General features: G+C 65.1%; 20 protein-coding genes and 1 pseudogene. 16 read left to right on the forward strand and 5 right to left on the reverse strand.

The window, feature by feature from the left end; translation table 11 throughout:
• Positions 1 to 5: 5 nt before the first annotated feature.
• From N539_RS0111815 to N539_RS16905, 3 genes are read left to right on the forward strand one after another with little or no spacing between them, the layout of a single operon-like run.
• Positions 6 to 1127, forward strand: coding sequence for an NAD(P) transhydrogenase subunit alpha (locus tag N539_RS0111815; RefSeq protein WP_028970423.1), 1122 nt, complete (start codon positions 6 to 8; stop codon positions 1125 to 1127).
• A gap of 4 nt (positions 1128 to 1131) precedes the next feature.
• A complete protein-coding gene (locus N539_RS18855; protein ID WP_028970424.1) occupies positions 1132 to 2175 on the forward strand; it encodes a hypothetical protein in 1044 nt (347 codons plus the stop codon).
• Positions 2172 to 3296, forward strand: a complete 1125-nt coding sequence (locus N539_RS16905; RefSeq protein WP_037552768.1) for an NAD(P)/FAD-dependent oxidoreductase — start codon at positions 2172 to 2174, stop codon at positions 3294 to 3296. The genes N539_RS18855 and N539_RS16905 overlap by 4 nt, the downstream gene beginning before the upstream one ends.
• Here N539_RS16905 and N539_RS0111830 read toward each other — a convergent pair.
• The 3 genes and pseudogenes from N539_RS0111830 to N539_RS0111845 form a co-directional block, all read right to left on the reverse strand.
• The gene (locus N539_RS0111830) at positions 3261 to 3743 is read right to left on the reverse strand and encodes a YbaK/EbsC family protein (RefSeq protein ID WP_028970425.1); all 483 of its coding nucleotides are present in this window, start codon (positions 3741 to 3743) and stop codon (positions 3261 to 3263) included. The genes N539_RS16905 and N539_RS0111830 overlap by 36 nt on opposite strands.
• Positions 3740 to 4158: pseudogene (locus N539_RS16910) on the reverse strand (secondary thiamine-phosphate synthase enzyme YjbQ). Before N539_RS16910 ends, N539_RS0111830 begins: the two are co-directional and overlap by 4 nt.
• Before the next feature lie 394 nt (positions 4159 to 4552).
• Positions 4553 to 6871, reverse strand: coding sequence for an EAL domain-containing protein (locus N539_RS0111845; protein WP_028970426.1), 2319 nt, complete (start codon positions 6869 to 6871; stop codon positions 4553 to 4555).
• Between the two features lie 114 nt (positions 6872 to 6985).
• Here N539_RS0111845 and N539_RS0111850 point away from each other — a divergent pair, with 114 nt between their 5' ends.
• Together N539_RS0111850 and N539_RS0111855 are read left to right on the forward strand one after the other, a co-directional pair.
• On the forward strand, positions 6986 to 7276 hold the full coding sequence (locus N539_RS0111850) for an NAD(P) transhydrogenase subunit alpha (protein WP_028970427.1): 291 nt from the start codon (positions 6986 to 6988) through the stop codon (positions 7274 to 7276).
• On the forward strand, positions 7269 to 8753 hold the full coding sequence (locus N539_RS0111855) for an NAD(P)(+) transhydrogenase (Re/Si-specific) subunit beta (protein WP_028970428.1): 1485 nt from the start codon (positions 7269 to 7271) through the stop codon (positions 8751 to 8753). Before N539_RS0111850 ends, N539_RS0111855 begins: the two co-directional genes overlap by 8 nt.
• On the opposite strand, the gene N539_RS0111860 is transcribed toward N539_RS0111855, so the two are convergent.
• Entirely contained in the window at positions 8750 to 9682 is a 933-nt protein-coding gene (locus tag N539_RS0111860; RefSeq protein WP_028970429.1) for an arginine deiminase-related protein, read from the reverse strand. The two genes, N539_RS0111855 and N539_RS0111860, sit on opposite strands and share 4 nt — an antisense overlap.
• Before the next feature lie 205 nt (positions 9683 to 9887).
• On the opposite strand from N539_RS0111860, the gene N539_RS0111865 reads away from it, so the two are divergent.
• From N539_RS0111865 to N539_RS0111915, 11 genes are all read left to right on the forward strand, one after another.
• A complete protein-coding gene (locus tag N539_RS0111865) occupies positions 9888 to 10577 on the forward strand; it encodes an aspartate/glutamate racemase family protein (RefSeq protein ID WP_231463050.1) in 690 nt (229 codons plus the stop codon).
• Positions 10516 to 12561, forward strand: a complete 2046-nt coding sequence (uvrC, locus tag N539_RS0111870; protein WP_081774389.1) for an excinuclease ABC subunit UvrC — start codon at positions 10516 to 10518, stop codon at positions 12559 to 12561. The genes N539_RS0111865 and uvrC overlap by 62 nt, the downstream gene beginning before the upstream one ends.
• Complete coding sequence (recO, locus tag N539_RS0111875) at positions 12558 to 13298, forward strand: DNA repair protein RecO (RefSeq protein WP_028970432.1); 741 nt, start codon at positions 12558 to 12560, stop codon at positions 13296 to 13298. Before uvrC ends, recO begins: the two co-directional genes overlap by 4 nt.
• Before the next feature lie 30 nt (positions 13299 to 13328).
• Positions 13329 to 13709 carry a Co2+/Mg2+ efflux protein ApaG gene (apaG, locus tag N539_RS0111880; protein ID WP_037552912.1) on the forward strand — a complete coding sequence of 127 codons (381 nt, stop codon included), beginning with the start codon at positions 13329 to 13331 and terminating at the stop codon, positions 13707 to 13709.
• Positions 13710 to 13712: 3 nt separating this feature from the next.
• Complete coding sequence (locus N539_RS0111885) at positions 13713 to 14843, forward strand: glycosyltransferase family 4 protein (RefSeq protein ID WP_028970434.1); 1131 nt, start codon at positions 13713 to 13715, stop codon at positions 14841 to 14843.
• A gap of 7 nt (positions 14844 to 14850) precedes the next feature.
• Positions 14851 to 15636, forward strand: a complete 786-nt coding sequence (locus tag N539_RS0111890) for a metallophosphoesterase family protein (protein WP_028970435.1) — start codon at positions 14851 to 14853, stop codon at positions 15634 to 15636.
• Between the two features lie 129 nt (positions 15637 to 15765).
• A complete protein-coding gene (locus N539_RS0111895) occupies positions 15766 to 16419 on the forward strand; it encodes a polysaccharide biosynthesis/export family protein (protein WP_051531772.1) in 654 nt (217 codons plus the stop codon).
• 37 nt (positions 16420 to 16456) lie between these two features.
• Positions 16457 to 18676 carry a GumC family protein gene (locus N539_RS16915; RefSeq protein ID WP_197018415.1) on the forward strand — a complete coding sequence of 740 codons (2220 nt, stop codon included), beginning with the start codon at positions 16457 to 16459 and terminating at the stop codon, positions 18674 to 18676.
• A 52-nt stretch (positions 18677 to 18728) separates the two neighbouring features.
• The gene (locus N539_RS0111905; RefSeq protein WP_028970437.1) at positions 18729 to 19880 is read left to right on the forward strand and encodes a tetratricopeptide repeat protein; all 1152 of its coding nucleotides are present in this window, start codon (positions 18729 to 18731) and stop codon (positions 19878 to 19880) included.
• Positions 19873 to 21237, forward strand: a complete 1365-nt coding sequence (locus N539_RS16920) for an O-antigen ligase family protein (RefSeq protein ID WP_051531774.1) — start codon at positions 19873 to 19875, stop codon at positions 21235 to 21237. Before N539_RS0111905 ends, N539_RS16920 begins: the two co-directional genes overlap by 8 nt.
• On the forward strand, positions 21234 to 21608 hold the full coding sequence (locus N539_RS0111915; protein ID WP_028970438.1) for a hypothetical protein: 375 nt from the start codon (positions 21234 to 21236) through the stop codon (positions 21606 to 21608). Before N539_RS16920 ends, N539_RS0111915 begins: the two co-directional genes overlap by 4 nt.
• Here N539_RS0111915 and N539_RS0111920 read toward each other — a convergent pair.
• The gene (locus N539_RS0111920; RefSeq protein WP_269319430.1) at positions 21605 to 22693 is read right to left on the reverse strand and encodes a nucleotidyltransferase domain-containing protein; all 1089 of its coding nucleotides are present in this window, start codon (positions 22691 to 22693) and stop codon (positions 21605 to 21607) included. The genes N539_RS0111915 and N539_RS0111920 overlap by 4 nt on opposite strands.
• Positions 22694 to 22733: the final 40 nt, after the last annotated feature.

A 22733-nucleotide genomic window follows, 5' to 3' on the forward strand; every position in this document is an offset into this window, starting at 1 on the left:
ACGGGATGAAGATCGCGGTTTTGAAGGAAGGGGCGGGCGAGACCCGCTGCGCCGCAATCCCCGAGACCGTGAAGAAATTCGTCGCGCTTGGCGCCGAGGTCGCCGTCGAGCGCGGCGCCGGCGCAGGCGCGTCGATCCCGGACAGCGAGTTCGAGACGGCAGGCGCCAAGCTCGGTGATCGCGGGGAAGTCCTTAAGGGCGCCGGCGTCATTTTGTGCGTGAACGGGCCGGACGCCAAGGATCTGGCCGGGGCCGCGCCGGGAGCGCTCCTTGTCGGCGCTCTCGATCCGGCGGGCCGGCGGGATGCGGTCGACGGTTATGCCAAGGCCGGACTCGACGCGCTGGCGATGGAATGGATGCCGCGGATCACGCGCGCCCAGTCGATGGACATCCTCTCGTCGCAATCGAACCTCGCCGGCTACAAGGCGGTCGTCGATGCCGCCAATGCCTATAAGCGTGCGTTTCCGATGATGATGACCGCCGCGGGCACGGTGAGCCCAGCCAAGGCGTTCGTCATGGGGGTAGGGGTCGCTGGATTGCAGGCGATCGCGACCGCGCGGCGACTGGGCGCCCAGGTCAGCGCGACGGACGTGCGCTCGGCGACCAGGGAACAGATCCAGTCGCTCGGCGCCAAGCCGATCTTCGTCGAGAATGTCGCCGGCATTGAGGGTGAGGGAAGCGGCGGCTACGCGGCCGAAATGTCGCCCGAGTATCAGAAAGCTCAGGCCGAGCTGGTCTCCGGCCATATCGCCAAGCAGGATATCGTGATCACCACCGCGCTCATCCCAGGCAAGCCCGCGCCGCGCCTGATTAGCGACGCGCAGATCGCGAGCATGCGGCCGGGAAGCGTGATCGTCGACATGGCCGCGGGCGCCGGCGGGAACGTCGAAGGCACGGTTGCCGGCGAGACCGTCGAGAAACATGGCGTGACGATCATCGGCGCCGCAAACCTCGCGCGAAGCCTTGCCGCCGACGCCTCCGCGCTGTTTGCCCGCAACCTCTACAATTTCCTCTCGGCCTTCTGGGAAAAGGACCAAAACAAGCCCGTGCTTCCGGACGACGATGAGCTGGTCAAGGGCATCCGGCTGACCCATGGCGGGAAAGTCGTCCACGAGAGACTGAGCTAGGCCGATGGCGCCGCACTCCCGTTGGATTGCGGGGCGCGCTTGGATCTTTGCGGCACTCGCCTCGATCGCCGCGACGGCAAATGCGGCGGACATGCCGCAGGCGGGCGAACCCGCTGCGCTTCAAGCGGCTTTCGCCAAGGCACTGACAGCGGAGCGCTGCGCGCTTCTCAAGCCCTACCTCAATCCCATCTACAAGATGCCGGCGAGCGAGACGCTGATCCGCACCCGCGACGACGCCGCGGCCCTGGGATTCGACGAGGCGCTAACGCGCACCAAGCGCCTGTGGGAAGCGTCGGAGCCCGACCTCGCCCACGAATGCCCGCCGGGGGGCGTCGACGAGACCTACGAATATTTCTCCACGGCAGTCCGCGCGTTCGATCAGTCGCTCGGACAGACGATCGAGCAACTGCTGACTCGCCCGATCGCGCCGCCGGACACCTCGTCCGAGCTGGTGAAGGCGCTGGTTGAGCAGCGCTGGGGCCGCGAATGGAGCGACCCCGAATATTGCAACATCGACGACGAACCGAAGCTCTCGGCGGAGGAGCGGCCGCGCTATGAGCGCGTGCGTGCCCGCGCTTTGCGGTTGCGGCGCAGGGACGTCGAGGCCGCCGACAAGCGTTTTTCGCTGGAGGAGGCCAAATGGTACCGCGACCACCGCAATGCAGACCTCGGCATCGGCTGCTCGGCCGACAGGCTGCACGACGCCGACGATGAGGTCGAGCTGCTGCTCGTCGACCTCTCGCGCATGCCCGCGCCGGTCAAGCCCGCCAATCTCGGAAAAGATCTCGCGGAAGCCGCGCATAGCGAGCGCTGCTTGCTCGAAGAGGTGGACTTTCGCGCGGACGACCGCGCTCCTGTTCATCGTCGACGCCTCGACCGTCTCGCCAAATTGTTCGAACGCTGGGGTTGGAAGGACGGGGCCGCGCTGTGGCCCCTGCGGACCACGCATGCCGATTGGGACAGCTGCGAACTCGATTTCGAGGATTTGCGCCATTTCGATCAAGCCCTCGACCACATCCAGGCGGGCCTGTTCCGCAGCGCGCATTGACGGCTAGGTTCGACATTATCGTCATTGGCGGCGGAATCGCCGGGCTGTCGGCGGCCGCGATGCTCGCCGAACATGCCCAGGTCGTCGTGCTCGAAGCCGAGGAGCAGATCGGTTTTCATTCGTCGGGCCGCAGCGCAACGATGGTCCACTATGCGCTTGGCGATCGCGTGGTCCGCGCGCTGACGCAAGCCAGCAGGGTTTTCTTCGAAAATCCGCCGGACGGCTTCGGCGATATCCCGCTCGGACGGCGGATGCCGGTGCTGATCCATGCCCGCGACGACGAGCTTGCCGATCTCGACGCGCTCGAAGCCGATATCGCACCGTTCGCGACGCTGGACCGCCTCGACTCGCGGGGCGTGCATGAGCTCTGCCCGCTGCTGAAGGACGATGCGCGCCACGGCCTCGCCGATCGCAATGGCATTCGGCTTGATCCGCACGCGCTCCTCCAGGGAAACCTGCGCCAGCTGCGAAGCCGCGGCGGGGAACTCCACACCGGTTCGAGAGCGGCAGCGATCGAATATCAGGCCCGCGTGTGGAGCGTCCGCACGGACAAGGGCGATAAATATTCCGCGCCGATCCTGATCAACGCCGCGGGCTCATGGGCCGACCAGGTCGCGCGGCTCGCCGGCGTTCAGCCCCTCGGCCTCGAGCCCAAACGGCGCACGATCATCACATTTGATGCCCCTGCCGGGACCATCCTCGAGGAATTGCCGTTCGCCAAGACCGTCGGCGAAGAGCTCTATTTCGCGCCGGAGAGCGGGCGGCTGTTCGCCTCGCCGATGGACGAAGTGCCGAGCGATCCCTGCGATGCGCAGCCGGACGAATATGAAGTGGCGCTCGCCGCTCATCGGATGGAGGAGCGGACGACGCTCAAGGTCGACCGGATCCACAGCCGCTGGGCGGGCCTGCGTACCTTCACACCCGATCGGAAGCCGGCGGTCGATTTTGCGATCGACGCACACGGCTTCTTCTGGCTTGCCGGGCAAGGGGGGTTCGGGCTGCAGACTTCGCCGGCGATGGCGGCAATCGTCGAATCGCTGATCGTTGGAACGCCGTGGCCGATACCGGACGTCGACCCAAGCGAACTACTCGCCGACCGCTTCCTCGGGCAGCCGGCATAGGTCGACCCAGCGCTCGCCGACGAGCTCGTACAGTCGCTCGGTTGGCACCTCGACCGAAGTGTTGAGCGATCCGCCCGCCGGATAGACGACATCGAACGCCTTGAGCGACTCGTCGAGGTAGATGGGTAGCGGTCGCGTGAGTGCGAACGGACAGACGCCGCCGACCGGATGGCCGGTCGCTGCGAGGGTCTCTTCGGGGCCAAGCATCCGCGGCCGAGCGCCGAGCGCGTCCTTGCACTTTCGGTTGTCGAGCCGGGCGTTGCCTCGCGTCACCAGCAGGAACAGATCGTCGCGGACGCGGACGGCAAGCGTCTTGGCGATGCGGCCGGGCTCGACACCCAACGCCTCGGCTGCCGCATCCACGGTCGCGGTGCTCGCCTCGACCTCGATATAGCGCAGGTCGGGCGCGTTCACCGCCAGCCACGCCTGGACGGATTGAGCGCTCATTCGCCGATCAGGTGCAGCGCGATTTCGCGCTCGGGCGTGTTGCTGCGGTGCTCGAACAGGAAGATGCCCTGCCAGGTCCCGAACAGGGGTTGGCCGCCAGCAACCGGAATGCTGAGCTGGGTCGCGGTAAGCGCGCTTCGCAAGTGAGCCGGCATATCGTCCGGACCCTCGTCGTCATGCTCATAGCCCCGCTTTCCGGGGCGAGGCGAGCGAAATAGCGTTCGAGGTCGCGCTGCGCCGCCGGCGCGGCATTTTCCTGGATGAGGAGCGATGCCGAGGTGTGCCGACAGAAAAGGGTCAAGAGACCGTCGCGGATGCCGGTGGTCGCGACCCAATCGCGGACGTCATTGGTAAATTCGTGAAGTCCGGGGCGATTCGCGCGAATCGGCAGGATCCCTTGGGCTTGGCTGAGCATGGGTCACCGCCTAGCGGCCTGCACGGTCGATGACGAGCGCGCGCTCTGCCGTGATCTGCGGCGGACAACAAAAAGCGCCCGCCACCAAGGACAGGCGCCTTAAGTTACTGACTCTCGGCTCGAAAATCGAACCGACGGAAGTCTTAGCCGGCGCTGCCGGTGTTGCCCGAGCCGCCGCCGAAGATCCGTGCGAGGATGTCGTACAGAACACCTCTGGTCTCAGTCTTGCGCTTCATTTCAACGTCCCCTGGTTCCAAACTGATTCGGCAGATGGAGGGAACGTTAACCTTAATCGTTATGGTTAGCAAATCATTTACCAAGAAACGGTCGCGGCCAAAGAATACTGACCGGCGGTACATGCTTTGACTTGCGGTTATTTAAGGGATTGCAGCCGTCAGGCTGCGCTGCGCTTCCGCTCGGACGAAATGCGCTTCGACAGCGATTCGATGCTCATTGGCCGGCCGACGGCGAAGCCCTGAGCGACGTCGCAGCCCATCTCGACGAGCAAGTCGAGGATATCGCGATGCTCGACGCCCTCGGCGACGACCTTGCGATCGAGCGAATGAGCGAGGCCGATGGTCGACTGAACCATCAGGCGGTCGCTGCGATTATCGACCATGCCTTTGACGAAGCTCTGATCGATCTTGATCTCGTTGGCGGGGATCTTCTTCAAATATTCGAGGGTCGACAGGCCGGTCCCGTAATCGTCGATCGAAATGCGGACGCCAAGGTCGCGCAGCCGGGCAATCATCTCGATTCCCTCTCCGCTGCCGGTGAGCGCGGCGGTCTCGGTCAATTCCAGGGTCAGCTGTTCCGGGGGCAGGCCGTGCCGCGCAAGCAAGGCCGACAGCCGAAGGGTGAAGCCCTTGTCGGCAAGCAGCCGGGCCGAAAGATTCACTGCGATGCCGAACTCGACGCCGCGCTTATTGATCTGCGCGGCGGCCCCGACCGCGTGCTCGAGGACGAAATCGGTGAGCTTGCCGATGCGATTGTGCTGTTCGGCCGCGGCGACGAATTCGGTTGCGGCGATCGGCCCCTTTTCCGGGTGAGTCCAACGGGCAAGCGCCTCGGCGCCGATGATACGGCGGCTCGAAAGCTCCAGCTTGGGTTGGTACGCAACCCACACCTGGCCGCCGTCGATCGCGCTGTCGAGCTGACTGAGCATCGACAGTTTCCACGAGGCGTCCTCGAGCGTGCCCGGGTCGTGGTATTTCCACTTCAGCCCGTCGTGCGCGGCTTCTTCCGCCGCGACGAGCGCACTGGCGAGGCGATTGTCGAGCGACCGTCCGCTACCGAGCTCGACCCCGAATGAGATCACGAGGTCGAGCGGCGCGCCGGCGATGCGCGCCGGATTGCGGAACACTGAATAGAGCGCATCAAGGTGGTTGCCGAAGGGGGCCGTCGAGTCTTCGAACCAGGCAAAGATTCCGTTGTCGCCCTGATAGAGCGTGCGCTTGGGAGCTCCGACGGTCAGACGCGACACGATCTGCTCGATCAGCTGCCGTTCGCTGTTTTCTGGAAGGGTCGCCGCGATTTCCTCATAGTTGAGGATCCGCGCGGCGATCAGCGCCTGCTTGCGGCCGTCGCGATTGGCGCGAAGGGCATTGAGGTTGGGCAGGTTCGAGACCGGGTTGACCAGGCCGCGCTTGCGCAGGCCGCGCCAGCTAAGCACCGTCCAGATGGTCAGCACCACGAACAGCGCCGGCACGACGTCGATGAAGATATGATAGTTGTCGAGCCAAACCGGGGCGATGACCAGAACGAGGGATCCTGCACCGAACATCAGATTACGGTGCGCCGGCTTGCGGCGCGATGCGGCACCGGCCGTAAAGGCAAGCGCGAGAGCCAGCGTCGGCAGCCAGCCGAGATCGATCGGCGTGCCGGCTTTCAGGGTCTCCGCACCAATGATCTGAACGAAAACGCCGCCCATCTTGCCGAGGCCGGGGATGTAATATTGGTCGCCCAGAATCTCCGAGTTCGTTCCGATGATGACGTCCTTGCCGGCAACCATTTTCGGATCGAATTTGCCGGACAGCAGGCTGGCCGAATTGATCGTTGGAATCGACTTGGGATCGATCGAATAGTCGAGGGTGAAATTGTTCACGCCTGGCTTCGACTCAGAGAGTGCGGCCGCGAACGACGGCAAGCGAGAGCCGCCGACCTGCGACGAATGCGGCAATTGCCAAATCGTATTCTGGAAATTGTAATCGATCGCGATCGACCCGAGTTTGGCGTGGCGGCTGAACATCGGCAGCGGCCCCGGCGTTTGCTGGGCGATGCCGCGAGGGCCCGATTGCCCGCGAACCGACAGCGTCACCTTGCCCGACCGCTCGATCGCGGTGGCGAGAAGATTGTCGTCGACCGAATTGCTGCGGGTCTCGAACGTGATGTCGAAGAAGATGCGCTTGGCCCCGGCGGCGGTCAGCCGGTCGATCAGCGTCGCATGGTAGCGCCTCGGCCACGGCCAGCGCCCGACGTCGCGGAGCGACCGATCGTCGATGCTGACGAGCACGATGTCGCCGCTCGCGCGATGAGGATGGAAATGGTTGCGCCCAACGCGGAGCGGATTTTCGAACAGCTCGGTCGGGCCGGCGAGAGTCAACAGGATCGCCACGATTGCCGTCCACAGCAATAGCCGCGGCAGCGAGCCTTCGACGGTGACTGTCCTGCGCTTCAGCACCTTGCGCGCTTCCTTCCCGCTGTCCCGCGTCACGCATGCGCGCCGAAAGGTTAGGAAATCGCTAACCGCGTTTCGATTAACGGCCGCAGCCCACTCGACAGCGCCGGACCAAGCCGCCAGAAAAGCGCAGCTTTCGCCGGAGGCGTCATGGACTTCATTTCGATCCTGTCGATTTTCGTGCTCGCCTGCTTCGTCGGCTATTATGTCGTGTGGTCGGTGACCCCGGCGCTGCACACGCCGCTGATGAGCGTGACCAACGCCATTTCCTCCGTGATCGTGGTGGGGGCGTTGATTGCTTCCGCCGCCGCGGGGAGCGCGAGCTCGAAATGGCTCGGGCTGGTCGCGGTGGCGCTGGCGAGCGTGAACATCTTCGGCGGCTTCGCGGTCACCGCACGGATGCTTGCGATGTACAAGAAGCGGGAGCGCAAGGATGCATGAGGCGGCGGCGACGCCCGCCTGGGTACTTCTCGCTTATCTGGTTTCAGGGGTCTGCTTCATCCTCGCGCTGAGGGGGCTGTCGGGTCCGGAGAGCAGCCGCCGCGGCAACCGTTTCGGCATGATCGGCATGGCGATCGCGGTGGTGACGACGCTGGTCACCCACGTACCCGTTGACCAGTACGCCAATCCAGCCACGATCGAGCACGGGCTCAACTGGAACTTGTCCACGATCGGCGAGATTCTGGTGGCCATCGCCATCGGCGGCGGCATTGGCCTCATCACCGCCCGCAAGATCCAGATGACGGCGATGCCTCAGCTGGTCGCCGCCTTCCACAGCTTGGTCGGAATGGCGGCGGTGCTTGTCGGCGCGGCGGCTTTCCTTAATCCAGAGGCATTCGGGATTGCGGTGCGGATCACGCCCATCGCTAGCCCGTCGATCATCAGCATCTTCCCGGTCAGCCGGATCGAGATGGGACTCGGCGTTGCCATCGGCGCGATCACTTTCTCGGGTTCGGTGATCGCTTTCCTCAAATTGAACGGCAACATGTCGGGCAAGCCGATCCTGCTGCCGCTGCGGCATGTCATCAATCTTGGCACTTTGGTCGCGATCCTCGGGCTGATCGCTTACTTCACCCAGGATCAGGCGCCGTGGGTGTTCTTCACGGTGGTCGGCCTGAGCTTCGCCATCGGGTTCCTGCTGATCATCCCGATCGGCGGCGCCGACATGCCGGTCGTGATCTCGATGCTCAACAGCTATTCCGGCTGGGCCGCGGCGGCGATGGGGTTCACGCTGCACAACAGCGCGATGATCATTACCGGCGCGCTGGTCGGAAGCTCGGGCGCGATCCTGAGCTACATCATGTGCCGGGCGATGAACCGGAGCTTCATCTCGGTGATCGCCGGCGGCTTCGGCGGGGCTGCCGCCGCGGGCGGAGCGGACGCGATCGATCGCCCCTTCAAACGCGGCTCGGCCGAGGACGCGGCGTTCCTGATGAAGCAGGCCGACCAGGTGATCATCGTCCCCGGCTACGGCATGGCGGTCAGCCAGGCGCAGCATGCGCTGAAGGAAATGGCCGACCGGCTCAAGAAGGAGGGCGTGCGGGTCAAATATGCGATCCACCCAGTCGCGGGCCGCATGCCCGGGCACATGAACGTGCTGCTCGCAGAGGCCAATGTGCCTTACGATGAGGTGTTCGAGCTCGAGGACATCAACTCGGAGTTCGCGCAGACCGACGTCGCCTTCGTGATCGGCGCCAACGACGTCACCAATCCCGCGGCCAAGACCGACAAGAGCTCGCCGATCTACGGCATGCCAGTGCTCGACGTGGAGAAAGCGCGCACGGTGCTGTTCGTAAAGCGCTCGATGGGCGGCGTCGGCTATGCCGGCGTCGACAACGAATTGTTCTACCGCGACAACACGATGATGCTGCTCGCCGACGCCAAGAAGATGGTCGAGGAAATCGTCAAGGCGCTCTAGCGCGCGCCGAAACGGGGCAGGTGGATGTCGGCGATCATGCAGCGCACGCTGCCGCCGCCGACCGCCTCGATCGTCGGAATGGCAACGTCGACCAGTTCGCCGAACCCTTCGAGTGCGCGCCTTTGGTCGGGCCGGAAGGCGTCGAGCGCCGCCGATGACAAGGCGATCACCGGATCGCGGTCGCGGTTGTGAAGCGCGATGAGGTTGCAGGCGAACCTGCCCATCTGATCATAATCGACTTCGATCAGGGTCCGCCCGCTTGCCTCGATCTCGGCGAGGAGTGCCGGGCGAGCGGCCTGCGCGACCGCCTCGGTGCAGAGGACGGCAAAATGCGTGCCGAGGCTCAACAACACATTGGTGTGATAGATCGGCCGGCCGCCGCGGTCGGTGGCTTCGAACACCAACGTCGAATAGTCGAGCTCGCCGTCGAAGTCCGCGATTGCCTCCCGGTCGGTGCGCGGGCTGAGGCTGGCGTAGGCCTGGCGTCGCGGGCGGTCGAGGATGAGGCTGCCGGTGCCTTCGAGAAAGCGCGACGTCTGCTCATGCCCGGTCAGGTCGACCGTGCGGCGAACTTCGAACCCCGAAGCCGTGAGCAGCTCGGTCAGTCGCTCGACATTGCGCTCCGGGCGCCGTGCCTCGGTCGCCATCGGATAAAGAACGATGGTGCCGTCGCTATGGAAGGAGACCCAATTGTTCGGAAACACCGCGTCGGGTCGCGCGGGTTCGGGCTCGTCATCGAGAATGAAAGTGTTGACGCGGGCCTGCATGAGGCGGCGGGCCAGCCCTTCGAACTCGGCCAGAGCCTGCGCCTGCACGTCGCCGGCGGGAGCGCTTGCGAAGGCGTTCGAGGCCGCCGCCTCGGCGTGAAAGCCGAAGCGTGCGGGCCGCACCAGCAAGACCGAATTGCTCGTCTGGCTCTCGCTCGTCATGCGCGGCTCTTTCGGCGCTGGACCAGCTTCATTGCAAGCTCTTGCAACCATCCGGCGAAATCTCATTCATTTACCGTAAACTCAACCGTTACGCCTTGCCGGAAGCCCTAAGTGGGGAGAGAAGCTGAACGGGTCGATTCTTGTCGGCGGGTCTCAAGCGATCGGGGGTATTCGCAAGGTGCGCAAGCTGGGCATTATCGGAGGGATGAGCTGGTCGTCGACCGCGCTCTACTATGACCACATCAACCGCGCGATTGCCCAGCGCCTTGGCGGACTCAACAGCGCAACGCTGACGATCGAAAGCCTCAACTTCGCTCAGATCTCCGCGATGGAGAGCGGCGGCGACTGGGACGGGATCGCGAAGGCGGTGCTGGATGCCGCGACCCGGCTCGAGGCCGGCGGCGCCGAGGGCCTGATCATCGCCTGCAACACGGTCCACAAATGCTACGATGCCGTCGCGGCCCAGGTGGGTATTCCTATCTTCCACATCGCGGATGCGACCGTCGAGCGGCTGGTTGCCGACCGGCGCACGCGAATCGCCCTTCTGGGTTCCCGGTTCACGATGACGGAGCCGTTCATTCGGACCCGGTTTGAATCGCGCGGAATCGCCTTGGCGCCCATCGCCGCGGGTTGGATGCAGGAGGTCGATCGGATCATCTTCGAGGAGCTCGCTGCGGGCCGCGTCGTCCGCGACAGCCAGCGCAAGCTCAAGACCCTCATCACCGAGCTCCAGAAGCAGAAGGTCCAGGCGGTGGTGCTGGGTTGCACCGAGCTGGTGCTGGCCGTCGACGTCCGCGCCAACGTCCTGCCCGTCTACGACACGACCGCCAGTCATGCCCGCGCAGCGGTTGACTGGATGCTGGGCGATCACGAAGAGGCGCGGGCCGCCGCCTGACCCCCTCGCGCCTTGTGGCGCGAACGCTTATCTCCGCTTTGTGAGCAAGGCTGACCGTCCCGACCATCCGCGAGCCGCCGAGCGCTTCAACGAGGAGCGGGCGACCTATGCCGTCCAGGGCTCGGATCAGCCTGACCTCGAGAGGGGCGTGGCCGCCATCCGCGAGGTGTTGAAGACGCTGCCTCGAAATCCGGGCGTCTATCGGATGCACGATGCGCGCGGCGACGTGCTTTATGTCGGCAAGGCGCGGGCGCTGAGGAACCGGGTCACCAACTACACACAGGTCACCAAGCTGCCCAAGCGGCTGCAGCGGATGGTGTCGCAGACGCGGTCGATGACCATCGTGACCACGCGGACGGAGGCGGAGGCGCTGCTGCTCGAGGCGCAGCTGATCAAGCGCTTCAGGCCCGCCTACAATGTGCTGCTGCGCGACGACAAAAGCTTCCCCTTCATCATGCTGCGCGAGGATCATGCGTTTCCGCGCATCCAGAAGCACCGCGGCGCGCGCCGGGTTAAGAAGGCGCATTATTACGGCCCGTTCGCGAGCGCGGGATCGGTCACCCGGACACTTAATGCGTTGCAGAAGCTGTTCCTGCTAAGAAGCTGTTCCGACAGTTTTTTCGAGAACCGAAGCCGGCCGTGCCTGCTGTTCCAGATCAAACGCTGCTCGGCGCCGTGCGTAGGGCGCATCAGCGACGCGGACTATGGCGAGCTGGTCGAGGACGCCAAGGCATTCCTCGCCGGCAAGTCGACCAACGTCCAGGGGCGGCTGTCGAAGCAGATGGCGATCGCCGCCGAGCGCCAGGATTACGAGCTCGCCACCGTTTATCGCGACCGGCTGCGCGCGCTGACCTACATCCAGGGCAGCCAGACCGTTCACGCCGAGGGGCTCGGCGACGCCGACGTGTTCGCGCTTGCGTGCAAGGCGGGGACGGTGTCGATCCAGGCCTTCTTCATCCGTGGCGGTCAGAATTGGGGGCATCGCGCCTTCTTTCCAGCGCATACCAACGACGTTCCGGAAGCCGAGGTTCTGTCTAGCTTTCTCGTCCAGTTCTACGAGGACATGCCGCCGCCGAAGCGGATTCTTCTCGATCGCGAACTACCGGACAGGGAATTGCTGGAGGAGGCGCTGTCGGAGCGGGCCGAACGCAAGGTCGTGATCGAGCAGCCGCAGCGCGGCGCCCGGCGTCGGCTGATGGAGCAGGCGACGCGGAACGCCGAAGAAGCGCTCGATCGCCGCATGGCTGAGACCACCACGCAGGGGAAGATCTTGCGCGAGCTTGCCGATCTGTTCGACCTCGCCGACGTGCCCAAGCGCATCGAGGTCTATGACAACAGCCACATCATGGGCACCAATGCGACCGGGGCGATGATCGTCGCCGGGCCGGAGGGGTTCCGCAAGAACAACTATCGCAAATTCAACATCAAGCGCCCGGAAACCCAGCCGGGCGACGATTTCGCGATGATGCGGGAGGTGCTCGGACGGCGGTTTACCCGACTCGAGAAGGAGGACCCCGACCGGGCCAGCGGCGAATGGCCCGATTTGCTGCTGATCGACGGCGGCAAGGGCCAGCTCTCGGCCGTGTGCGAGGTGATGGAGGACATGGGCGTCCACGATGTGCCGGTCGTCGCGGTGTCGAAGGGGCCTGATCGGAATGCGGGGCGCGAGACTTTTCACATGCCCGGCGGACGTGAGCTTACGCTCCCGCCCAACTCGGCGTTATTGTTTTATCTCCAGCGCTTGCGCGACGAAGCTCACCGATTCGCCATCGGCACCCATCGCGCCAAGCGGGCGAAAAGCCTGACCACGTCAACGCTCGACGAGGTCCCCGGCATCGGTCCAAACCGCAAGCGCGCACTTCTGATGCACTTCGGCACCGCGCGGGCGGTGAAGGGCGCGGCGCTCGAGGATCTCGAGAAGGCGCCGGGGATCAGCCAGGCGATGGCGCGTCAGCTCTACGATTATTTCCACCCGCGCGGATGATCCGGCTGCAGACCAAGGCAATTGTCTGCGCGCTGCGCAGCCACGGCGAGCATGGAGCGGTGGTACGACTCATGACCCCTGACGATGGTCTGCAAGCGGCTTATGTGCGGGGCGCGCGGGGGAGGCGGATGCGGCCGGTGCTCATGGCCGGAAACGTGGTTCAGGCCTCGCTCTCCTCGCGGACCGATGCGCAGCTGCCCCAGGCGAGCGTGGAACTCGTTCACAGCCGCGGCCCTCTGCTGTCCGAGCCCATGCTCGCGGCGGCAATCGAGTGGGCGACGGTTTTGACCGCGACCGCCTTGCCCGAAGGCCAGGCCTATCCGCCCCTCTATGACGCTCTCGAGGGCCTGCTCGACGCCATTGAAGCGGCGCCGTCCGCGGTCGGCTGGGGCGCGGCACTGGTCCGCTACGAATTGCTGCTTCTGGCCGAGCTTGGCTTCGGCCTCGACCTCGACAGCTGCGTCGTGACCGGCACCAACGACGATCTCGTCGCGGTCAGCCCAAAATCCGGGCGGGCGGTCAGCGCCGCCGAGGCCGAGCCATATGCGGAAAAGCTGTTGCCGCTGCCGCCGTTCGTTCGCGCCGGCGGGCAGGGATCATGGCCGGAGATCGCGCAAGGCCTTGAGCTTAGCGGCCATTTCCTTGCGCGCGACCTGTTGACCGACCGCTCCAAGCCGATCCTCGAGGCGCGCCAACGGCTCGTCGACCGGTTGCGTCGCGCCGGTGGTCTCGCCTAGGCTCCGCCCGTGACCGCCGACGCCCTTGCCATGCTGTTCCCCAACGTCGCCCTGACCCGCGGAATCGCGGTGCGGGTGGCGGTCAGCTATCTCGCCGAACAGTCGGACCCCAGCGCCGACCGCTGGTTCTGGTCCTATCATGTGCGAATCGAGAATGGCTCCGATCGCGCCGTGCAGCTGCTTTCGCGTCGCTGGTCGATCGTCGACGGCCGCGGCACGGTGCACGAGGTTGTCGGGGAGGGAGTGGTCGGCGAAATGCCGCTGATCGCGCCGGGCAGCAGCTTCGATTATGTTTCGGGGTGCCCGCTGGACACGGAATCGGGCGCGATGAGCGGCAATTACCGCATGGTCGACGAGGACGGGACCGCATTCGACGTCGACATTCCGCGTTTCCAGCTGCTCAGCGCCTGAGGCGTGGCCGCAGCGCCGCGCAACGTCGTCCTGACGGCGAACGGCCTATGGAACATCGTCAACTTTCGCGCCGGACTGATCCGCGCGCTGAAGGAGGCCGGCTACAAGCCAGTGGTCGTCGCCCCCGCCGAGGCCGCCGTGCAAGGGCGCATGGCGGAGTTCGGCATCGAACATGTCGAGCTCGGCATCGATCGTTCGGGGCTCAACCCGGTCGCCGATTTTCAGCTGTATCGATCCTATCGTAAGCTGTTCAGCCAGATCCGGCCGGTTGCCGTCCTCGGATTTACGATCAAGCCCAACATCTACGGCTCGCTGGCGGCGAGCGGGCTGGGCATTCCGGCATTTCCGAACGTCAGCGGGTTGGGCACGGCGTTCATCCGCGGCGGCCTACTGCAGATGCTGGTGTCGAGGCTGTACCGGCGAGCGTTCAGCAAGTGCGGCACGATATTCTTCCAGAATCCGGACGATCGCCGATTGTTCGTGGACCTGGGCATCGTCAGACCTCAGCAGACGAAGCTGCTGCCGGGCTCGGGGATCGATCTCGAGCGCTTCGCACCGGCGCCTCAACCCGATGGACCTCCGGTCTTTCTGCTCATTTCGCGCCTGCTCGGGGACAAGGGGGTGCGAGAGTATGTCGCCGCCGCTCGACAGCTCCGCCGTCAGATGCCCCAAGCGCGCTTCCAGCTGCTCGGGCCGATCGACGAAGGCAATCGCACCGGCATCCAGCGGGCGGAGCTCGACGGCTGGATTGCCGACGGCGTGGTCGAATATCTCGGCACGACGGACGATGTGCGGCCCCAGATCGCTGCCGCCAGCGCCGTTGTGCTGCCGTCGTATCGGGAAGGGCTACCCCGCTCGCTGCTCGAAGGCGCGGCGATGGGCCGGCCTTTGATCGCGACCGACGTGCCCGGGTGCCGCGAAGTGGTCGCGGACGGCATCAACGGCTATCTATGCGCCCCGCGGGACCCTGGCTCGCTGGCGCAAGCGATGGGCAAATTGGCGGAACTGCCGCAGAGTGAACGCCGGGCGATGGGCGAGGCCTCCCGCCAACTCGTTCAGGAGCGATTTAGCGAAGCTGTCGTTATCCGGGCCTATCTGGATGAACTGGCCAGGCTCGGCGCCTCACCAAGCTAAGGATCGCATGTTCAATTCCTCGTCACGAAACCTACCGACACCGAGCGGCGCGCGCGGGCAGCGCGCCTATGTGGTCGGCGACGTCCACGGTCGGCTCGACCTGCTCGAAGATCTTCTGGCGAGGATTCACGCCGACCTTGACGAGCGGCCGTCGCGCAAGACCATGCTCGTGTTCGTCGGGGACCTCATCGACCGCGGGCCACATTCGGCCCAGGTCATCGAACGGCTGCGGACGTACCGCCGTCCCGCCGTTCGAACCGCCTTCATCCTCGGCAACCACGAAGAAGTTCTGCTGCGGATCCTCGCCGGCGACGCGAAATTGATCGACGACTGGCGCAGGTTCGGCGGCGCGGAATGCCTCGAGAGCTATGGGGTCGATGTGGGCGAGCTCATCGGCCGCGACGACGATGCCCAACTCGAAGTCGTCCGCGAAGCCATTCCCAAGGCGCATGGCGAGTTCCTCGGCAGCTTCGTGGATAGCTGCCGGTTCGGCGACTACCTCTTCGTCCACGCCGGCATCCGCCCCGGGGTCGAGCTTGAGCAGCAGCTGCAGTCGGATCTGCGGTGGATCCGGCAGCCGTTTCTTCACGACAGCAGCGATCACGGTTTCGTCGTCGTCCACGGCCATACCATCACCGGCGAGGTGGACGAGAGGCCGAACCGGATCGGCATCGACACCGGCGCCTATCACAGCGGCGTTTTGACCGCTCTGGCCATCGAAAACGGCAAGCGTTGGTATCTCGACACGAAAGCGACGGCAGCGGCGGAGCCTTTAGCCCACGGATTGATTTGATCCAGTTTGGTGCTAACTCGCCTCCGGTTCGGATAGAGGCGCTACGGGGGAAGCGCGTTTTTGTAAGGAACGGCCGTGTTTGCTGCTCTCTCCCGTCCCCGCTCTGCACTGGCTGCAGCGTGCCTCGTCTTGGCATCGATCGTGGGAGCTTGTTCCGATACCGCTGGCGGTCCGATCCCGTACGACCGCGCGCTCGCGGCTCCGGACGAGCCGCGGATCCAGGCGCTCGGTGAAGGCTATAGGATCGCGCCGATGGACCAGCTGACGATCAAGGTCTTCAACTCGAAGGACCTGAGCGACGATTATGACGTCGATCTGGCCGGACATATCTCCTTGCCCCTGATCGGCGAAGTCGCCGCGGCGAACCTGACCACGGCTCAACTCGACGCCGCGCTGACGGACAAGCTCGGCGAGAAATATTTCGAGCATCCCGACGTGAGCGTCGGCGTCAAGAAATCGGTCGGGCGCCTGGTTACGGTCGACGGGGCGGTCAAGGAAGCAGGATCTTTCCCAGCGCTCGGCACCCTTTCGCTGATGCAGGCGGTCGCGCTGGCCAAGGGCACGAGCGAGGATGCCAATCCGCACCGCGTCGCGGTATTCCGGACCATCGGCGGCACCCGGCAGGCCGCGGCATTCGATCTCGTCGCCATCCGCCGCGGCCAGTCGCCGGACCCGGCCGTTTATGCCGGTGACATCATTGTGGTCGACGGATCGTCGGTCAAAGCCCTTCAAAAGAAGCTATTCCAGAGCATTCCGCTGCTCGCGATCTTCGGGCCGATCTGATGAGCATCGCGAGGCAAGCGCAGCAAGGCGAACTGCGGTGAACACCAATATAGCCGTACCGAACGAAGGGCCGTGGGCGCTCGGCGCATACGACCCAGACGCTGCAACCCGGCTGGGCCCCGGCCAAAGGTCCTATTCGGCGTCCCAATTGCTCGACTTCGCAACCGTCGTGCGGATCATCTACCATTGGCGCTGGCTGGTTCTCAGTGCGATCGCGGTCGGCATCGTGTTGGCGACCCTCGTGACGTTGCTCACGACGCCCATCTATCGCGCCTCGGTGACGCTCGAAGCAAACCCGCCGACCGTGGCGGTCAGTGAGGAACAGACGAAGGAGCGGGAGGCCTCGACCGTCAATCCTTATGACTTCGTCGCGACTCAGGTGGGATTGCTATCAAGCAAAAGCGTCTCGCAGCGAACTGCTCAGGATCTGAATCTCGCCAACAATCCCGATGTGGTGTCGCAATCGATGGAAGCCTCGCAGCGTCTTCGCGCCGCGACTGCGGCGGTTCAGGGAGGCCTGAAGGTGACGGCGCCCGAAGACGGCCAACTGATCAAGTTCAGCTATGACTCGCCATCGCCGCAACTGGCGGCGCTCGTCGCTAACGGGATTGCGGACAGCTTCATCAACACGGCGCTCCAGCGGCGCTATGAGGCGTCTGCCTACGCGCGCAACTTCCTCGAGCGGCAGATCTCCAAGACTCGGAGCGATCTGGAGCGCTCCGAACGCGCTTTGACGGCCTACGCCCAGGCGCAGGGGATCATAACCACATCCGTCGGCCCCGACGGCAAGCCGGCGGGCGGCGATGCCGGCTCGCTGCAGGGCGAATCCCTGATCACTCTCAACAAGGCGCTGGCCGATGCGACGGCGCGCCGGGTGGCTGCCGAGGGTCTCTATCGACAGTCCCTGGCGGTGGGCCCCACCAGCGATGTGACGACGAGCACGATCCAGCTTCGACAGCAGCTCGCGACGCTTCAGGCGGAGTATCAACAGAAGCGGACGTTCATGAAGCCCGAGCATCCGGAAATGCAAAGCCTCAAGGCGCAGATCGACGAGCTCGGCAAGCAGATCGCGGGCACCAGCGCCCAAATCTCGTCGGGTCGAAACAACTCGCTATTGGCTGAATATCGTGGGGCCTTGTCGGGCGAGAGCGCGCTGCAGGCCCGCGTCAACCAGCTCAAGGGTGCCGTGCTGGACCTTCGCGGACGAAGCATTCAGTACAACATCCTGCAGCGGGAGGTGGACACCAACCGCAGCCTGTACGACGCGTTGCTGCAGCGGTTTAAGGAAATCGGTGTGGCTGGCGGCGTCGGTATGGCCCCGGTGTCGATCGTCGATCGCGCCGACGCGCCGACCTTTCCGTTCCGCCCCAACCTGTTCATGAACTTGCTCCTTGGGCTTGGGTTTGGACTCCTCGCGGGCGTTGGCGGCGCGGTCGGCCTCGAATTCCTCAATGACACGATCAAGACGCGCGAGGACGTTCGCAAGAAGCTGGCGCTACCATGCCTCGGCGCGGTGCCCAGGACCGCGGCCAAGGACGTCTTCATCGAAGACCTCAAGAATCCGACATCCATCGTCTCGGAGGCCTATTCGGCGATCGTTGCGGCACTGCGATTCAGCACGGAATCGGGCATGCCGAAGGTGTTGGTCGTGACCAGCACGCGGTCGGGTGAAGGGAAGTCATCGACGGCGCTGGCGCTCGCCCAGAATTTCGCGCGACGCGACAAATCGGTGCTGCTGATCGACTCCGACTTGCGCAAACCGGCGTTCAAAGCGGCCGACGACAATGTCGGTTTGAGCAAACTCCTAACGACCGATGATCCGGTCACCAGCCATGTCGTCGAGACTCAGCATCCGGGCTTATGGCTGTTGCCGAGCGGCCCGGTTCCGCCGAACCCCGCCGATCTTCTATCGACCGGGCGAATCCGCAAGATCGTCGCGGAAGCCTCGGAGCGCTTCGACATCGTGATCATCGACGGCCCGCCGACGATCGGCCTTGCCGACGCGCCGCTGCTTGCCGCCGCGGCCGGCAACTTGTTGTTCGTCGTCGAAAGCGGAAAGACGCGCACCCGCGCGGCGATCGAGGCGCTCAACCGGCTCGAGGCGACGGGAACCCATGTGCTCGGCGCGACCCTCACCAAGTCGAGCGCGCGGGGTGGGACTTACGGCTATGGCTCCTATGGCTACGGCTATGGATACGGACGGGTCGGCGGCAAGCGGACCGAAATCCTGATGATCCCGCAGGGGAGTGACAGCTGACCTCAGCGTGGGGGCAAAGCCATTGAGCTGGGCGCGGCGAGGGATCGCGCTCGTGGCCGCTTTGTTGCTGGCCGGACAAGTGGTTCGCAATGCCGCGGTCCATGCCTTCGTCGAATCCGATCCCGCGAAGGCGGCGCGCGCCTGGCCGAGCCATCCGGAGGCTGTTGTTGCGCTCGGAATGAGCGCGATTGGGGCCGCGGCGCATCGTGGACAAAGCGTGGGGCCGGAGGTTCTGCGGCGAATCTATTCCGCCGCGGCCGGGGCGCCGCTCGCGGCGCAGCCGTATCTGGTTCGCGGCGTCCAGGCTCAACTTGCTGGCGACAGCTCAGCCGCGGAACGCGCATTCCAGGCGGCCGAGTGGCGCGACCCGCGGTCGCTGCCGGCCCGCTATTTTCTTGCCGAATATTATCTGCGCGCGGGCGACATCCGGCGCGGGCTGACCGAATTCGCGGCCCTCGCGCGGCTTGCGCCGAACGGGGTCGTCAGCGTCACGCCCTATCTTGCGTCCTATGCGCGGGATCCGTCGCGGTGGCCGCAGATCCGGGCGCTATTCCGGACGGATCCGGAGCTGCAGAACTCGACGCTGCAGCTGCTCGCCGGTGATGTTGACAATAGCTCGGCGATTCTCGCGCTCGCCGATCCGGCGCACCGGAACGCGCAAAGCCCTTGGCTGCCGAAGCTCTTGAGCACGCTCGTCAGCGACGGGCAGTTTGCGAAGGCGCGGGCGATCTGGGCCGACGTCGCCGGGGTGCGGACCGGTTCGGCTGACTTGTTGTTCGATGCCGGGTTCGCCGCCGCGGCGCCGCCGCCGCCGTTCAACTGGTCGCTGACCTCCTCGACGGTCGGGCTCGCCGAGCGCCAGTCGGGCGGGCGCCTTCACGTCATCTATTATGGCCAGGAGGACGGCGCGCTCGCGAGCCAGCTGCTGATCCTGCCGCCCGGCCGCTACCGGCTGGCGATGCGCATCGCGGGGGGCGGCTCCCAGGCGGCATCGTTGCGCTGGTCCCTGGTTTGCGCTTCGGCGCAAGGGCCGCTCGCATCCGCTCGCCTCGACACGCTCGTCGCCCGGCCGCTGATCTTTGAGGTTCCGGCGGGCTGCGCGGCTCAGAAGCTGGAGCTGTCGGGATCGTCCTCCGACATTCCGCGCCAGGTCGAGGTTACTATCAGCGACCTGACTCTGGTGAAGGCTGGCGCCAATGGCTAGCCGTGCTCGCGAAGCCGTTGCCCCGGTCTATCTTTTCCTGTGCCTGATCGCCGGGGGAAGCGCCCAGGGCATCTGGGCCAACATGGTGCTGCAACTGATCGGGATCGCGCTCATCGCCTGGGCGGCGACGGCGCGGGACGCGCCGGCGCTCGCGCCGCCCGCGCGCTGGTTGTTCGGCATTATCCTTGCCGGGCTGGCGCTGGTCGCGCTCCAGCTCATCCCGCTTCCCGCCTCGGTGTGGCCGTCCCTCGGCGGCCGAGCCGCGCTCGCGAGGGACTATGCGCTGCTCGGCACGCCCATTCCGGCGTTGCCGGTCTCGCTGGCTCCCTACGATACGCTGAGCGCGCTGATGGCGCTTTTGCCTGCGCTTGGGATGCTCTGCGCGATCGTCCGGCTGCAGGCCTACCGCGCATCATGGCTGGTGGCGGCGCTCATCGCCGCCACCTTCTGCGGGATCCTCCTCGGAACGCTCCAGGTTTCGAGCGGGGACCCGGAGCGCTCGTCCTGGTATCTTTTCGACGAGGCCAATTTCGGGGTGGCGACCGGCTTCTTCGCCAACGCCAACCACATGGCGACATTGCTGGTCGTCAGCCTTCCCTTCCTGACAGCGCTGGTTGCGGCCGGCCGGCGGCTGGGCGGACAGCGCTATTCCGCGCTCCTCGCCGTCTGCGCCGGGGCGGCTTTGGTCGTCGTCGTCGGGATCATTCTGAATCAGTCGATGGCTGGTTACCTACTTGCGTTGCCGGTGCTCGCGGCGAGCGCTGCGATCCTGATGCCATCCGCCAGCAAGCTTCGAGGCGTGGCGATCCTGCTGTCGATCGTGGGTCTCGCCGCGGCATTCGGAGCGCTGGAGCTCAGCTCGATCCGCGGCCAGGCGTTCAATGCCCAGGCGGCCACTTCGGTCACGTCGCGCGAGGAAATCCTCAAGACGACGGTCGCAGCGACGCGAAATTTCCTGCCGTTCGGATCGGGCATCGGTACGTTTCGCCGTGTTTACGACCTGTACGAGGATCATGACCGGGTGACGCGAACCTATGTCGTCCATGGCCACAACGACTATGCCGAGCTGGCTCTCGAGACCGGGTTGCCCGGAATCGCCATCCTCGTCGCATTCCTGCTGTGGTGGGGCGCGGCGGTGCGGCGCGCGTGGCGATTGGCGGATGCCAGCCCCTATGTCCGCGCGGCATCAATCGCGTCGGCGGCGATCCTCGTTCACAGCCTGGTCGATTTTCCCCTCCGAACCGCGGCGATCAGCGCGGCATTCGCCATGTGCCTCGCTTTGCTCGCCGACCGGCGCGCACCGTTGGCCTCAGTGAAATCGGACCTGCGGCCGACGCGCCACATCGTCCTCAAGTGAGCCGCGCCGGACCCGTCTGGACCACGGTCACTGGCGCGATGGGCTTCTGGCATCAGGGGAAGCTGTTCGTCGAGCATGCCATCGCGATCCAGCATGACGCCTTGCACATCATCTTCGGGGTCATTGTTTGGGTTGTGATCGCGGCGGTAATGCGCCGTCCTCTTTCCTCGCGCTGGCCGTGGCTGTGGCTGCTTGCGGTGATCGCCTGGAACGAGACGGTCGATCTGTGGACCGAGAAATGGCCCGACCCCGGCCAGCAATATGGCGAGGGCGCGAAGGACCTGCTGCTGACCATGCTTCTGCCGACGATATTGGCTGTACTGGTCCGTGTCGCGCCCGGCCTCTTCGGCGCGGCCAGGAGGCGGCGTTAGGAGAGACCCGTACGTGCCTGCCGGACCAGCTCCGAAGTCTTGAAAGCCCAGCCCGGCAACAATCCGAACTGAGTCAGGTGGATCGGCAGCGTGCCGAGCGGAGTGAACGTCGGTTCGACCGGTTCGGCCCGCCCGACCAGTTGCTTCATGGCCCTGCCGACAAGCCATCGGTTGACGCGATCCCTGAGCAGTTCTTCGCGCAGCGCGGGAAGCGCCTCCAGGCTGCCGAACAGCGCGTCGGCCAGCAGCAACGCCTGAGCCGGAGCGCGTCCCGCGCCGAGCTCCTGCGCTCGGCGATAGAGAGGTACGACCTTCTCAGCGCCGCATGAATGGAGCAAGGCGGCGAAGTCGGCGATCCACTTGAGGCGGAACCACAGGCTCGAAGCCCCGTGCACGCAAAGATATGCGAAGAGCGGGTCGCGCGCGAGCGTCGGGAGATGAAGTCCGGGCGACACCTCGACGACCTGGCTGGGCGAGTGGACGTCGACTTGGGGGACCAGCCTTCGATTGTCTGCAAGGCGCGAATGCAGATCGATGTGCAGCCCGGCTTCCGCGTTCTCCCACACCGATTCCTTGTTGAGCTTGTGCCAGTCGACCAACGTGGCGTCATTGGACGGGACGACGGGCTGATAGCCACAGCTGCGCAAGATCTCTCCCGCCCCTGCCACAGCGCCTTCCTCGACCAGGATGTCGACGTCGGTGGCAGATTTTAGCCCTATGTTCCCGTAGACCAGCGTGCTGAGCGTCAGCCCTTTGACGAACAGCAGCGCCACGCGTGCATTCGCGAAGGCTTCGAGCAATGCCCTCGAGCCCATTGCCGCCCTGAGGTTCGCGACCGCGATCGCTCGGGCATCAATGGCGAAGGCTTCGGCAATTGGAGCAGGCACCGGATCACGGCCTGATTGTAGCGAGCTCCAAACGAGGCCTTGCACGCGGTGGAACCGGGCCAACCGCAGAAACAGTTCCCAATCCAGGTTTCCCGGAACTTCCGAAGATAGTTCTGTCGTATCCGCTGCAAACGATCGTTGGCACGCTTCGACGACGACGCGGAATTCCTGAGAAGGATTGCATTCGCCATAGCTCACAATGCGGGGAGCCTAGCCGACGGCAGCGGCCGACACGAGC

Source organism: Sphingomonas sp. URHD0057 (genome assembly GCF_000620665.1).
GTDB lineage: Bacteria > Pseudomonadota > Alphaproteobacteria > Sphingomonadales > Sphingomonadaceae > Sphingomicrobium.